A 12,932-nucleotide genomic window follows, 5' to 3' on the forward strand; every position below is an offset into this window, starting at 1 on the left:
CCGCCCCGGCACGCGCGCGGATCACCGCGAACGGACCACCCGCGTCTCGTCCCAGACCGCCTCCGGCGGCTCGTAGACCGCCCCGTCGGACCCGAACACCAGGAACCGGTCGAAGGTGCGCGCGAACCACCGGTCGTGCGTGACCGCCAGCACCGTGCCCTCGAAGGACTCCAGCCCCTCCTGCAACGCCTCCGCGCTGGCCAGGTCGAGGTTGTCGGTCGGCTCGTCCAGCAGCAGCAACGTCGCGCCGCCCAGCTCCAGCAGCAGGATCTGCAACCGCGCCTGCTGGCCGCCCGACAACGTCTCGAACGGCTGCTCGGCGCACATCTGCAACTCGTAGCGGGCGAGCGCGTTCATGGCGTCGCCGCGCAGCCGCGCGTGCTCGGTCATCACGATCTCGCACGGCGTGCGCCCGGCCAGATCCGGCCGCGCGTGCGTCTGCGCGAACAGCCCCGGCAGCACCCGCGCGCCCAGCCGCGCCACGCCGCTGTGCGCGACCGGCTCCACCGGCGTCGCGCCGCGCGGCAGCTCGTCGGCGACCCCGGCCAGCAGTCGCAGGAAGTGCGACTTGCCCGAGCCGTTGGAGCCCAGCACCGCGACGCGCTCGCCGTACCAGACCTCGGCGTCGAACGGCTTCATCAGCCCGGTCAGCTCCAGGCCCTCGCAGATCACCGTGCGCTTGCCCGTGCGGCCGCCGCGCAGCCGCATCTTCAGGCTCTGGTCGCGCGGCGGCACCTCCGGCGGCCCCGCTTCCTCGAACTTCCGCAGCCGGGTCTGGGCCGCCTGGTAGCGGGAGGCGAGGCCGTCGTTGAAGGCGGCCTTGTTCTTGAGCGTGTTGACGAGCTGCTTGAGCTTGGCGTGCTCCTCGTCCCAGCGGCGGCGCAACTCCTCCAGCCGCTCGTTGCGGTCGCGGCGGGCGGCGGCGTAGGTGGCGAAGCGGTCGCCGTGCACCCACACCGTGCCCGCCTCGACGGTGACGATCCGGTCGGCGGCGCGGTCGAGCAGCTCCCGGTCGTGCGACACCAGCAGGACGGTCTTGGGTGTCTCCCGCAGCCGCTCCTCCAGCCACTGCTTGCCCGGCACGTCCAGGTAGTTGTCCGGCTCGTCCAGCAGCAGGACCTCGTCGGAGCCGCGCAGCAGCGCCTCCAGGACCAGGCGCTTCTGCTCGCCGCCCGACAACGTCGCGGCCTCGCGCCAGCGGCACCGGTCATAGGCGACGCCGAGCGCCGCCACGCAGCAGGCGTCCCAGAGCACCTCGGCCTCGTAGCCGCCCGCGTCGCCCCACCCGGCCAGCGCGGTGGCGTAGCGCATCTGGGTGGGCTCGTCGTCGTGCTCCATCATGGCCAGCTCGGCGGCCTCCAGCGCCGCCGCGGCCTCCCGCACGCGCGGCGCGGCGGTGGTCAGCAGCAGGTCGTGCACCGACGACGCGTCGCGCACGTTCCCGACGAACTGCCGCATCACCCCGAGCCCGCCGCTGTGCGCGACCGTGCCCTCCTCCGGCGCGAGATCCCCGGCGATCATGCGCAGCAGGGTCGTCTTCCCGACTACCGCTTTGGGGGGTTTGTAGTGGGTAAATATGCAGGTAGAACGGCTTTCCCCCCAGGAGGCATGATGCCGACCGAGTTGGACGACCGACCGCATGTCGGGTACGAGCGGATCAGCGACGACCGCACGGGTACCGGGGATGGCGTCTCTTCCCAAGAGATCGAAGTGGACGAGGACGCCGAAGACCGGGGCATGCCGATCACCCAGCACTACGCCGACAACGACACGTCCGCGTTCGCTGAGAACCGCAGGCGCGCGGACTATGAGCGGATGATGACGCGCGTGGACCAGGGAGGCATCGCCAGCATCACCGCGTGGCACGCCAACCGTCTGCACCGCCGCTCAGAGGAAGTCAACCAGTTCATCAAGCGATGCCGCAGGCAGCGCGTGCGCGTGGTCACCGTCATGCACGGCGAGTACGACCTTGAGAAGGCCGCCGGGCGCAAGGCGCTGCGCGACGACACCAGCGACGCCGAGTACGAGAGCGAGCACCGGGGCGAACGCGTGGCGATCGCGCGCAAGCGCCAGGCCCGCCGAGGCGAGTGGGGCGGAGGTCCGCGCCCCTACGGGTGGGGAGTGGACACCGGCCGCGTCCGGTCGGTGTGCGTCAACCCCAAGGCCCCGACGATGGACCGGGTCTATGAGGACCGCCCCGTGCTGGACATGACCCGGCACAACCCGCGCGAGGCCGCCGAGATCCGCCGGTGGGCGGACGATGTCCTGGTGGGAGTGCCGCTAGAGCAGTTGGTCACCGATCTTGCCGCACGCGCGGTCCTCACGGTGAGCCAGGCCCAGGGCCGCACGCCCAAGCGCAACGGCCGCGAGGTCGAGCACCAGGGATGGAACAGCCGGACCATCGTGCAGATCCTCACCCACCCCCGCACCTCCGGGCACAGCGTCTACAACGGGGAGATCATCAAGCGCAACGCGTTCGAGCCGATCATCCCCGAGGACACCCGGCAGGCGTTGATCGCGCTGTTCGCCGACCCCAAGCGCAAGACCAGCCCCGGCAACACGCCCAAGTGGTTGGGCAGCCTGATCTACCAGTGCGCCAAGTGCGACGACGGCACCACCATGACCGTCCGGCGCAACAAGCAGGGCACCCCGGTCTACCAGTGCCAGAAGCGCAGCCACTGCCAGTGGCCCGCCAAGGAGGTCAACAACGCGGTTACCGATGTGATCGTAGAGCGTCTGTCCAGGCGCGACGCCGCCGACCTGATGACCCCCGCCGTAGAGGTGGATCTTCCCGCGCTGCGCGAGCAGGTCAGGGCGTTGGAGGCGCGCAAGGCCGACGCCAGCCGCCGTTATGGACGGCTGGAGTACGACGCCGAGGAGTACGCCGAGATCCGCGACGCCGCCAACGCCGCGCTTGCTGAGATCCGCGCCGAGATCGACAACGCCGTCAGCCACAGCCCGCTTGCCGCGTTCGCCGCCGCTGATGACGTACGCGCCACGTGGGAGGGTCTCAGCTTGGGCAGGCAGCGAGAGATCGTCCGCTACTTGCTGGAGGTCAAGCTTCCCCCGCCCGGACGAGGCGTGCGCCACTTCGACCGAAGCAAGATCCAGATCCGCCGAGCCAAGCGCGCCACCCCGCCCCCCGCACCGCGCACGCTCGCGGCCTGACGGCAGGCAGCCGCCCCGCGCTCCGTTCAGGAGTGCGGGGCGGCTGATCATTCACCCCTCACGCCGCGTGAGCAGCAACGCCAGCACCTCACGGTCCCGGTCATCCAGCGGCCCCAAGTCGTCCGCCACCCGCGCGGCCCACGCCGCATCATCCTCGTGCCCCGTCTGCGCGCCCTCTTGCCGAGCCTCACCGTCCGCCGAGTCCATCACCCCGCCCGTTCATGATCATCGGCAGCTCTGCGCCGCTTCCGTCCCACAAACCCCCGCCCCCCGCCCCGATCGAGCCGCTACGCGGCACCCTTTTCCTTGGGCGACCCGGCCAGCGCGGACTAGCCGCCGCCGCGCTACCCCTCTACCGCACACCTCAGGTACTCCGCGTCCCAGCCGCACGGCGGACCCCCCAGCCGCGCGATCGTGGAGGCCAGGACGTGAGAAGCTTCGCGGCGGCTTGGCTCCAGATCCGCGCCGGACACCGTCCACCGGTGCATGGTCTGGATCACCAGCACGTTGCCGCGCTGCATGTAGTCGATCGTGCGGTGCACCACCGGCCGCGCGCCCCGCGACCGCGCGTAGGTCGAGCGTTCGACCGCGCGCAGCATCGCCCAGGCTTCCCCGCGCTCCTGACCGGTGATCGCCCAGTCCTGGCGATGCTCCAGCGCGTACCACCACGCCGTGATCCTCAGCCGGGGGACCCGCGCTCTGGTCGGGCACGCCTCCGCCCGCGCCGCCAGCCGCCCGAACGCCGCCCGCGCCTGGTCCACCGTCGTGTACCTCACCGCGTGGATCACGTACCCGTCCCGCGCCAGCGCGCCCGAGTCCCGCCGCCACCCCGTCCACATGTGCTCCAGCACCCGGCCCGGGATGCTCTGCCCCCGCCACCCGCAGGTGGGCACGCCCACCGAATCGCGGATCATGCCGAGCGGATAGCGCCGCAGCCGGATCGGCTTGTGTCCGATGCCGGGCAGCCGATCGGGCCGCCGCTCCACCACCCGCCGTACCTGCGCCTCACCCAGCACCGGCAGGCGCGGCACCGGCGACGGCACCGGGGAGGGCACCAGTTCCAGCCCCCGCCGGTCGCCGGGCCGCTCGGTGGTCCGCGCTCCGGTCCGCTCCGCCCGCTGCTGCACGCCTCCGCCGCCCAGCGCCATCGGAAGCGTGATCGTCGGCGCGGCCACCGCCGCCAGCGTCACCGCCCACGACACCAGGCCCGCCGCCGTGCCCACCGCGCGCAGCCCCCGCCGCCCCACCGGACCCAGCCCCGCCAGCCACCCATCCACCGCCCGCGCGGCCCGCACCACCCGGCCGCACACCCACGCCCACACCAGCGCGCCCGCCGACGCCAGCACCGACACCACCACCGACACGGCCCGCCGCACCCGCTCCGGCACCCGCGCCCCCAGCCGCTCCGCCACCCGTCCCGCCGTTCGCCGTCCCGTCCAGGTCACTGTTCGCCGCCTTCCGACCATCGTCCGTCCGGCCCCGCCGCCGGACCCTGCCGCCCTTGCTGATCGCGGAGCGCGCGGCCCCGCGTGAAGCTCATGAGCGTCCACTCGCAGGCGACCCGCGCGGCCAGGACGCCGACCACGCCCGCCGCCACCACCACCGGCGCGAAGACGAGCCATCCCGCGCCCAGCCAGCCCGCCAGGCCCGCCACCAGCAGCACCCCGGCCACCGCGCCCAGCACCGCGCACCCCATCAGCGCCACGTACAGGCAGCCGATCAGCCGGGGCGTCACCATCTGCCGAAAACTGAGGTCCGCCAGCCCGGACAGCAGGCCGCGCGACCGCCCCGGGCCGCTCACGGCCGCCACCCCAACGCCCAGGCGATCAGCGTCACCGGGGCCGACAGCACCAGCGCCACCACCGCCAGCAGCACCACCGCCCGCAGCAGACCGGGGTACCGCGAGCCCAGCGGCGCACGCATCCGGATCACGATCCGCCCGCTTCCGCGCCCGCCGCCGGTGGTCGAGCGGACCAGCAGCCACAGCAGCCACAGACCCAGCACCGTGCCGATCAGGTCCCACATCAGCGCCCACCCCCCGAGCCCGCCGCGCGCCCGGCCAGCCACCCGGCCAGGCCGTCACGCGCCACCGTCACCAGGTCCGCCGCCGCCCGCGCCGCCCTGTGGTCCCGCGCCAGCGCCGCCGCCAGGTCCGCATCCCCCAGCAGCGCCCATCCCGTCCCCAAGTAGCGCCACCCGCCGACCACCACCGGCGCGGCACCCCCGCCGGACGAGCCGCCCGCCGTTCGTGCCGCCGCCCACGGGTCACCGTCCGGGCGCTGCGACCGCTCCGCCCGCCAGGCCCGCCGCACCCCCCGCAGCGTCCCGAGCGTCACCGAGTACCGGCGGCTCTTGGAGGCGAAGTGCCCCCGAAAACCGAGCGTGTGCGGCCACCGCTCCAGACCGAGCGCCGCCAACTCAGGCCGACGCGACAACCAGAAGCACTCCGCGACCAGCAGCATCGTGTGCGCGTTGTTCACCCGCCGGGAGATGCGCGGCAGGTCCGCCCGTCCGAACCGCCGAGGCGGAAGCCCGCTCAGCACATCACCGGCGGTCTTGGTCGCGTACTTCGCCAGGTAGGCCGCCGCCCGCTCCGGATCGTCCACCGGCGCGACGTCGAGCTGTGCACCCCACCGCGCCGACCGCGCCCCCATGCCCACCACCGGCACCGGCACCCGCACCCGACCGGCCGCCTCCCGCAGCGCCTCCGCCAGCAGCTCCGCGTCAGCCCACGCCGGAGGAGCCACCACCGCGTTCGGCGCGTCCGCGTCCACGCCGTCCAGGCGCAGCACCGCGTGCAGGTGCACCGCCCCCCGCCGTTGATACTCCGCGACCTTGACGTAGGAGACCCGCAGCAGACCCCGCACTTCCCGCACCGTCACCGGCCGCCCGCAGCGCGCGCCCGCCAGCCGAGCCAGCGCCCGGTAGGTGTAGATCACCGTGCGCCGCCACAGCTCAGGCAGCATCGCGTGCCACAGCACGTGACCCGTGTAGTCGTAGCAGGACACGCACAGCGGACGACCCACCACCGCATCCCCGTCGCCGTGCCGCGCGTCGCACCAGCGCGGCCCCCCGTGCGGGCAGCGCCGCCGCACCGCCCGCGCCCGGCACGGCCCGTCCGCCGCCCGGTGCACCGCCCCGAAACTGGGCGCGGTCAGCGTGGCCAGCAGCACCGGGTGCGCCGCCACGCTCACCGGCACCCCATCCAGCCCCGGCACGCTCGGCACGCGCCCCCGCAGGCCCGCCGCGATCACATGCCAGGTGTCACGCCGGTAGGTCTCCGCGCACGAGGCGCACACCGCCGCCCGCCGATCCCCGCACGCCAGCAGCAACGCCCCGTCCGCCTCACCGGACGTGGAGTACGACGCCAGCACCTCACCCGTGCCCGCGTGCACCGCGTCCGCGCCACCGGCCACCCGCACCGGCCGCGAGCAGTACCGCGTGTGCTCCACCTGACGCGACCACGACCGCCAGCCGTCCGCGTCCCCGACCCGCGCCACCAGGCCCGCCAGCACCCCGCCGACCGCACCCGCCGCCGCACCCGCCGCAGCCGCCCCGCTCACCCGCCGGGACGCCACCGGCACCACCGGCCGACCGCTACTCGCCACGACCGCCCCCAGGCCCACCCGGGGCCGCGTCCGCGCCGTGCCGACCCCGCGCCGCGTACCCGTAGACGAAGCGCCACAGGCACCACATCAAGGCGTAGTGGTCCGGGCTGTCGTCCTCCACCGCCGGGAACCCCGCCGCCGTCAGCACTTCGCCGACCTCACGCACCACCTCCGGCCCGAACCGGTCGTCACGCCCGCCCGCCGGGCGCTCCACCGGGTACACCCGACCCGCCGCCGCGTCGGCGCACGGGCACACCCGCTCCGCCGTCACTTTCGCCATGCGTCCACCCCTCAGGAAGGAAGGAGCCCCACGCGGCCGGGCACACTGCCGCCGCCCCGCCACGCGAGGCCCCAGGAAGAAGGAGAGAAAAGAAAGAGAGGAGAGAGAGGGACCTAGATCCACTCGTCCCCGGCCACCAGCCGCCGCAGCGCCGCCCCGCGCGCCACGATCGACCGGATGTCGTGATCGTCCAGGTAGAAGGATTTGATCTTGCGCGGATGCGTGCCCTCAGCGTGCAGCCAGCCCACACCCCGGGTGCGGATATCGATATCGGTCGCGGAGTAGCCCGCCGACGCCATACCCCGGCCGAGAATGGTGTCGCTCGCGTCCGGGGTGGTGCACCGCATCGCCCACCGCACCGCCATCAGGTCCCGCCACCCGGTCGGCACCACATCCCCCGACGGGCGCTGCGTCGCTTCCACCGCCACGATCCGCGCCGCCCGACCCCGCGCCACCAGGTCCGTACCGAGCGCGTTGAAGTGCTCCCGAGCCGCCTTGTTTTCGTGAGCGGAGTAGAACCGAAGTTCGTCGGTCGCCGCCAGGATCACCGGACCGTCTTCCGGCCGCAGCACCCGCCGCCCCGCCGACGCCAGCAGGTCATAGCGCCTGTCCATCTCCTTGATCAGGTCCTCTTTCTGTGCGATCGCTTCGTCAATGTTGGTGTAGGCGATCCGGGTCAGCACCGGCCGCCACAGCGCCAGCTCAACGCGCTTGGCGTCCCACCCCCAGATCTGCGCGTAGGGGTCAAGGGCCGCCGCCGCCAGCAGCAGCGAGAGCGCCACGCTCTTGCCCGCCTCCGGTTCGCCGCCGATGAGCAGGTTCTTGCCGGGCAGCCGCACCGTCACCGGGTCGCCCATGTCGTCCACGCCCAGCGGCACGCCGTCACGGTGAAGGTTGCGCTGTGCGCCACCGGCCCACGGCCAAGGGATCGGCAGGCTGACCGCCGGATCATCAGGGTTGGCGAACGGGTCTCTTCTCACGATGTCCACGTGCGCCAGGTCCGCGCGGTCCACGTCTTGCGCCACCCGGACCTCACGCACCCGCAGCACCGCCGCCACCCGGCCCCGCTCGTCGTCCAGCTCAGCGACCACCGCGCCGCGCGGCACCCGCACCAGCAGCCGATCACCCGCAGGCACCGACCGGTGCCGCACGATGCGCGGGATACGGTCATTGACCGTGGTCAGCCCCGCGAACCGCGCGGCCTGGTCCCAGCGCCGCCGCAGCCGTCCCCGCCGCCAGCACCGCGCCAGCCACCGCCGCGACCACGGCACCGCCACCAGGCCACCGGCCAGGCCGACCGGGGCACCCGCCGCCCCCGGCCAGCCCAGCCGACCCCACCCCGCCAGCGCCACCCCCGCCAGCACCCAGGCCGCCACCACCTCACGCCGCCACAGCCACAGCGGCCGGACCACCCACAGCATCACCGCCGAGCCCGGCGTCAGCCGGGCCCGCACCGGCAGGTCCGGGCGCTGGCGCACCGGGGGCAGACCCACGTGCCCCGGAGCCTCAACGCCGGAGTAGCGGCCCCTGCTCACCAGTGGCCCCCGAGCCCGCCGCCGTGCCGCACCCCCGGCCACCCGGACGTTCCGGCCGACCCGTCCGGCCGCGTCATGTCCGCTTCCGGCACGGCGCGGAGCGTCTCCTCCTCCGCCGCCCGCAGGTCCTCGACCTCACGCGCGGCCCACGCCCGCCAGGCCGAGTCCCGGCGCGCGTGCAGATCGGCCCACACCCGCCCCGGCACCAGGCCCGTGATCCGGCCCAGCACCGGCACCGCCCGCCCCGGCACCCGGCCCGCCGCGTCCAGCGGCGTCCACGCCGACCGGCCGCCCGCCGTCACGTGCAGCCAGCCGTGCGGGGCTGGGCGCTCCGACCCGCCGCGCGGCCCCGGCGCGTCCAGCGTCCCGCACGCCAGCGCCGCCCCCAGCGCCCGCCGCCGCGCACGCTCGCTCACCCGCACCTGCTGCATCCACGTCGGCCCGGCAGGCTCCGTCATGGCGTAGTGCACCCGCACCAGCCCCGCCGCCGCCACGTTGACCACCACCGCGCAGGCCCCGCCCGGCCCGGTCTCCCGCAGCCCGACCGCCACCGCCAGATCCGCCGGGATCTCCGGCCGCCGCCCGCTCACCAACCGCCCGATCACTTGCCGCCGCCCTTCCCGGCCTCACCCTGCGCCGGAGCCACAGCCGGAGCCGGGATCACCCCCGGCATGTCCGGGTCCGGGTCCAGCCGCTCCACCGTCCACCACATGATCGAGTCGCCGCGCTTCTCCATGACGTTGAGCGTCAAGCCCACCGGCCGGACGAAAGCGGTCTGCGCCACGTGCTGCCCCGGGTCGCCGATCACCCCCACCCGGATCGGGGCCGCCCCGGTCTCACCCATCGCCAGCAACCGCACCTGATAGAGGGGCGCGCCGGTCTCCCGGTCGGTCTTGGGCTGACCCGTGTCGAAGTCCCTCCGCTGCTCCGGCGGCTCAGCCACCAGCCACCGCAGCGCCCCCGCGTCGATCTTGAACTCCATCCAGCACCTCCGATGCGCACCAAGCTTGGTGCAGTTGTGTGCATAGGTGTGCCATGCCTGCTCAGAGCGCAAACCCTGACGTTCTAAGTTCGGTACGCTAGGGTGTGTTGCGGAACGGCAAAGATCGCAGGTGGCGCAGGGTGCGCAAGAGGACGGAGTGGCCGGAATGGGACAGGGTCCGAAGTTTGGCCGCAGGCCAGCCGAGCCCGTGAAGAACACGACCGGCAGCAACCCGACCCTGTACGCCGATATCCGGGACACGGTGATTGACGAGATCCGCGCGGGCTTGTATCCGTCCGGGGCCCTGCTGCCCAGCAACGCGCAGATCCAGAAGCGATGGAAGGTCAGCAGCCGCGTCAGCCGCCGCGTACTGGCCGAGCTGGAAGAGGCCGGATGGGCGACCTCAGCGGGCACGCGCGGCTACATCGCCGCCTCCGGACCCTCCGGCCGCCAGATCTCCGCCGCCGAACTCACCATCCCCGACGATCACCGCCAGGTGGCCGCCGTTCCGCTCGGCCCCACCGACAGCAGCGGCCACCCCATCCCGCGCCCCCTGCACACCGTCCCCATCCACGGCTACCTGCCCGCCGAGCTGACCACCGTGCAGCGTGTGACCGTCACCGTCGAGCCCGCCCCGCCGGAGATCGCCGCCGCGCTCGCGCCGATCACCCCCGGCACCCCGGTCCACGTGCGCCGCCGCGTGGTCACCGACCCCACCGGCCGCGTCCCCGTCGAACTGCGCGCGTCCTACCTGCCCGACCTCAGCCCTGACCACCCGCTCGCCCAGCCCGCCGCGACCGGCGAACCGTGGCCCGCCGCGCTCGCCCACCACACCCCCCAGCCCCTCAGCCCGCCCGAGTGCGTCATCACCGCCCGGCCCGCCGACCCGCGCGAGGTGCGCGCGCTCGCCCTACCCCCGTACGCATGGGTCCTGACCCGCGCCGCCACCACCCACACCACCACCGGCCAGCCCATCGACTGCACCCTGTCCATCTGGCCCGCCGACCACACCCGAGTGCACGCCGCCCCGCCCGCCTAGGCGATGCGCCGGGCAGCGGCCCCCACCAAGGCGCGGCCGGAGCGCGCCGGCCACCGATCTTCGATCGCCCCTCCGGGGTGGCTACGCCAGTGGACGGCCCCCTCTACGTAGTCGACCAGTGGGGCCGCGGCCCTTCACCCTTCGCCCCACCGCAGCCAGCCCGCCAGCATCCCCACCGCCGCCGCCGGGTCGTCGCTGGGAGCCAGCCGCCCGGCCCGGCCACCGCTGAAACACCAGGTTCCGCCGGGCACCCGTGGCGCTTCCAGTTCGATCCAGTCACCGGCCACGCTGCCGCCGTCCTGCGTCGTACCGCGCCCCAGCCACAGCACCGGCGGGCACTGCGCGCCCAGCAACCGCCCGCTCCACCCCCGCGCCTCCGCCACCACGCGCAGCCGCTCCAGCAGATCCACCGCCGCCAGATGCGCCGCCGCGTGAGCCGCCCCGTTCCCCGGCATGTCCACCGTCTCCAGCGCCCGCATGATCCGTATCTCCGAGAGGGCACCGATGTTCCGCACATCGCGCAGCTTCCCGGACTCCACCAGCTCCACCAGGTCCCCCACCGTGGCCGAGTGGCCCAGCTCCGACACCAGCCGCGACGTGATGCGCTCACCCAGGCCCAGCCGCCGCAAGCCACTGTCCACCGTCACACTTGCGATCATCAGTTGTCTCCCTTGTGGGTCTTGCGAGGTGCGCCGTGCACCTCAGCCAGCAGGTCAGCCGCCGTCGCGGGAGCGTCGCCGGGTGCCAGCAGCCCGCCCATGCCGCTGGCGATCCACCAGCCCGCGCGCCCCTCCACCACCGACACCGCGTCGCGCTTCTGCGCACCGCGCAGCCACACCAGCAGGCGCGGCGGGCACCTGGTCAGCTCCTCCACCACCAGCCAGCCCCGACCCCGCAGGAGCACCGCGAACCGCTCCAGCCGCGCGGCCATCTCCGCGTGCTCCGCCGCGTGATCGCCCACGGAACGTGCGGGCACCGCGTCCGGCTCCTCCGCCAGCAGCCCCACCGCACGCAGCGCCGCGCACACCTCCTGCTCCCGGTCCGCCCCGATGCCCCGCACCTCCCGCAGCGCGTCACGCTCGACCAGCTCCACCACCTCACCCAGCCGCGCATCCACCCCCAGCCGGTAGGCCAGCGCCCGCGCCACGTGCGCCGACACCCCCAACCGGTGCACGGGCTCATCCGGAGACAGCACGATCACTCCCCGCATCGGGTCTTCACCTCGAACCAGACCGTCACCCGCCGCTGCGGTTCCGGGCCGGTCATCACGCCCCAGGCGTCCGAGAGCCCGTCCACCATCCGCAGCCCCCGCCCGCTCAGCGACTCCAGGTCGGGCGACTCCAGGCGCGGGACGGACGCGGCGAACCCGTCGTCCAGCACATCCACCCGCAGCCGCCCCGCCGACGCCCGCACCATCACCCCCAGCGAGCCGTTCACCCACCCCGACGCCGAGTAGCGAACGGCGTTGCCCAGAACCTCGCCCGCCATGATCTCCACGTCATCCACCAGCGGCGATCCCTCGCCCAGGTACGCCACCGCGCACTCACGCACGAACGCCCGCGCTTCCCCCAGGCGCGGAGCGCCGCCAGGGGTGTAGACGATCCGCGCCGACACCGAGCCGCCGCCGCCTTCGCAGCGCTTCACGACAGCGCCGCCCGGATCTCAGCCGCCACGGACATGGAGTCCTCCACCCACGCCACCCGGTCCCGTGCCCAGTGGAAGACCCACTTCTCGCCGTGGTCCCCGCACAACACCGCCAGCGGCTTGCCCGACGGACGCGGCACCGTCAGCACCGCCTCACCACTCCCGGCCATGGACAGCGACGACCCCACACCCAGCAACCGGAGGTCGCGCATCAACCGCGTCAGCGCATTCAAACGCTGGCCCGTCGCGTAGAGATCTCCGTCCGGCTGCCACCGCACCCGCAGATCGTCAGCCGGGTGCGCAAGCACCGGGCAAACGTTTGAGGGGATGGGCTGTCCATGCATGGGAGATCACCACCGCAAGTCGGTGTTTTTGTGCCGTCTGGACACTGGCCGATGCCGGAGACTGACATGCTGTACGTCTACGGCTCTTGCAACGTAAACGGCATCTTGCAACTCTGCAAGCATCTTGCAGATTTGGACATCGGTCCAGGAGGGAAGGCGGCCATGGCACCCCGTTCCAGCCCAACGGCCCGGCGGCGACGTCTGGCTACAGCCCTGCGCCAGCTCCGCGAAGCGCACGCGAGCAGTCTCGCGGAGGTGAGTGGTGCACTGGGATGGTCCGAATCCAAGCTCAGCCGCATCGAAACCGGCAACACCGGTATCAGGCCCGCTGA

General features: G+C 73.6%; 15 protein-coding genes and 1 pseudogene. 3 read left to right on the forward strand and 13 right to left on the reverse strand.

Going from position 1 to position 12,932, the window contains the following annotated elements; genetic code table 11:
• Nucleotides 1-21: 21 nt before the first annotated feature.
• Nucleotides 22-1,542: pseudogene (locus tag AH6_RS39165) on the reverse strand (ATP-binding cassette domain-containing protein); the annotation flags it as partial.
• A gap of 66 nt (nucleotides 1,543-1,608) precedes the next feature.
• Between AH6_RS39165 and AH6_RS39170 the strand changes: the two are divergent.
• Nucleotides 1,609-3,168: a recombinase family protein gene (locus AH6_RS39170; RefSeq protein ID WP_083983892.1), complete on the forward strand. Its 1,560-nt coding sequence runs from the start codon at nucleotides 1,609-1,611 to the stop codon at nucleotides 3,166-3,168.
• A 344-nt stretch (nucleotides 3,169-3,512) separates the two neighbouring features.
• Here the strand turns inward: AH6_RS39170 and AH6_RS39175 are convergent, their stop codons facing one another.
• From AH6_RS39175 to AH6_RS39210, 8 genes are all read right to left on the reverse strand, one after another.
• Nucleotides 3,513-4,613: a hypothetical protein gene (locus AH6_RS39175; RefSeq protein ID WP_157431994.1), complete on the reverse strand. Its 1,101-nt coding sequence runs from the start codon at nucleotides 4,611-4,613 to the stop codon at nucleotides 3,513-3,515.
• On the reverse strand, nucleotides 4,610-4,969 hold the full coding sequence (locus AH6_RS39180) for a DUF4282 domain-containing protein (RefSeq protein ID WP_157431995.1): 360 nt from the start codon (nucleotides 4,967-4,969) through the stop codon (nucleotides 4,610-4,612). The genes AH6_RS39175 and AH6_RS39180 overlap by 4 nt, the downstream gene beginning before the upstream one ends.
• Complete coding sequence (locus AH6_RS39185) at nucleotides 4,966-5,193, reverse strand: hypothetical protein (RefSeq protein ID WP_067490979.1); 228 nt, start codon at nucleotides 5,191-5,193, stop codon at nucleotides 4,966-4,968. The genes AH6_RS39180 and AH6_RS39185 overlap by 4 nt, the downstream gene beginning before the upstream one ends.
• A complete protein-coding gene (locus AH6_RS44445; protein ID WP_157431996.1) occupies nucleotides 5,193-6,776 on the reverse strand; it encodes a replication initiator in 1,584 nt (527 codons plus the stop codon). The genes AH6_RS39185 and AH6_RS44445 overlap by 1 nt, the downstream gene beginning before the upstream one ends.
• The gene (locus tag AH6_RS39195; RefSeq protein ID WP_067490981.1) at nucleotides 6,766-7,056 is read right to left on the reverse strand and encodes a hypothetical protein; all 291 of its coding nucleotides are present in this window, start codon (nucleotides 7,054-7,056) and stop codon (nucleotides 6,766-6,768) included. Before AH6_RS39195 ends, AH6_RS44445 begins: the two co-directional genes overlap by 11 nt.
• A gap of 113 nt (nucleotides 7,057-7,169) precedes the next feature.
• Nucleotides 7,170-8,549 (reverse strand): FtsK/SpoIIIE domain-containing protein, encoded by a 1,380-nt coding sequence (locus AH6_RS43180; RefSeq protein ID WP_083983893.1) that lies wholly within the window; start codon nucleotides 8,547-8,549, stop codon nucleotides 7,170-7,172.
• A 38-nt stretch (nucleotides 8,550-8,587) separates the two neighbouring features.
• On the reverse strand, nucleotides 8,588-9,196 hold the full coding sequence (locus AH6_RS39205; RefSeq protein WP_067490983.1) for a hypothetical protein: 609 nt from the start codon (nucleotides 9,194-9,196) through the stop codon (nucleotides 8,588-8,590).
• Complete coding sequence (locus AH6_RS39210) at nucleotides 9,193-9,573, reverse strand: hypothetical protein (protein ID WP_067490985.1); 381 nt, start codon at nucleotides 9,571-9,573, stop codon at nucleotides 9,193-9,195. Before AH6_RS39210 ends, AH6_RS39205 begins: the two co-directional genes overlap by 4 nt.
• Nucleotides 9,574-9,781: 208 nt before the next feature.
• On the opposite strand from AH6_RS39210, the gene AH6_RS39215 reads away from it, so the two are divergent.
• Complete coding sequence (locus AH6_RS39215) at nucleotides 9,782-10,612, forward strand: UTRA domain-containing protein (protein WP_067490987.1); 831 nt, start codon at nucleotides 9,782-9,784, stop codon at nucleotides 10,610-10,612.
• Between the two features lie 134 nt (nucleotides 10,613-10,746).
• Here the strand turns inward: AH6_RS39215 and AH6_RS39220 are convergent, their stop codons facing one another.
• The 4 genes from AH6_RS39220 to AH6_RS39235 are packed head-to-tail and all read right to left on the reverse strand — an operon-like array spanning nucleotide 10,747 to nucleotide 12,471.
• Nucleotides 10,747-11,271, reverse strand: coding sequence for a hypothetical protein (locus tag AH6_RS39220; protein ID WP_067490990.1), 525 nt, complete (start codon nucleotides 11,269-11,271; stop codon nucleotides 10,747-10,749).
• Nucleotides 11,271-11,807 carry a hypothetical protein gene (locus tag AH6_RS39225; protein WP_157431997.1) on the reverse strand — a complete coding sequence of 179 codons (537 nt, stop codon included), beginning with the start codon at nucleotides 11,805-11,807 and terminating at the stop codon, nucleotides 11,271-11,273. Before AH6_RS39225 ends, AH6_RS39220 begins: the two co-directional genes overlap by 1 nt.
• Nucleotides 11,808-11,809: 2 nt before the next feature.
• Nucleotides 11,810-12,256, reverse strand: coding sequence for an ATP-binding protein (locus tag AH6_RS39230; protein WP_067490993.1), 447 nt, complete (start codon nucleotides 12,254-12,256; stop codon nucleotides 11,810-11,812).
• A complete protein-coding gene (locus AH6_RS39235) occupies nucleotides 12,253-12,471 on the reverse strand; it encodes a hypothetical protein (RefSeq protein ID WP_157431998.1) in 219 nt (72 codons plus the stop codon). The genes AH6_RS39230 and AH6_RS39235 overlap by 4 nt, the downstream gene beginning before the upstream one ends.
• 195 nt (nucleotides 12,472-12,666) lie before the next feature.
• Here AH6_RS39235 and AH6_RS46350 point away from each other — a divergent pair.
• Nucleotides 12,667-12,932 (forward strand): helix-turn-helix domain-containing protein (locus tag AH6_RS46350; protein WP_169807972.1); only part of this gene is annotated, 266 nt, incomplete at its 3' end.

The sequence above is a fragment of the Actinomadura hibisca NBRC 15177 genome (assembly GCF_001552635.1).
Classification (GTDB): domain Bacteria; phylum Actinomycetota; class Actinomycetes; order Streptosporangiales; family Streptosporangiaceae; genus Spirillospora; species Spirillospora hibisca.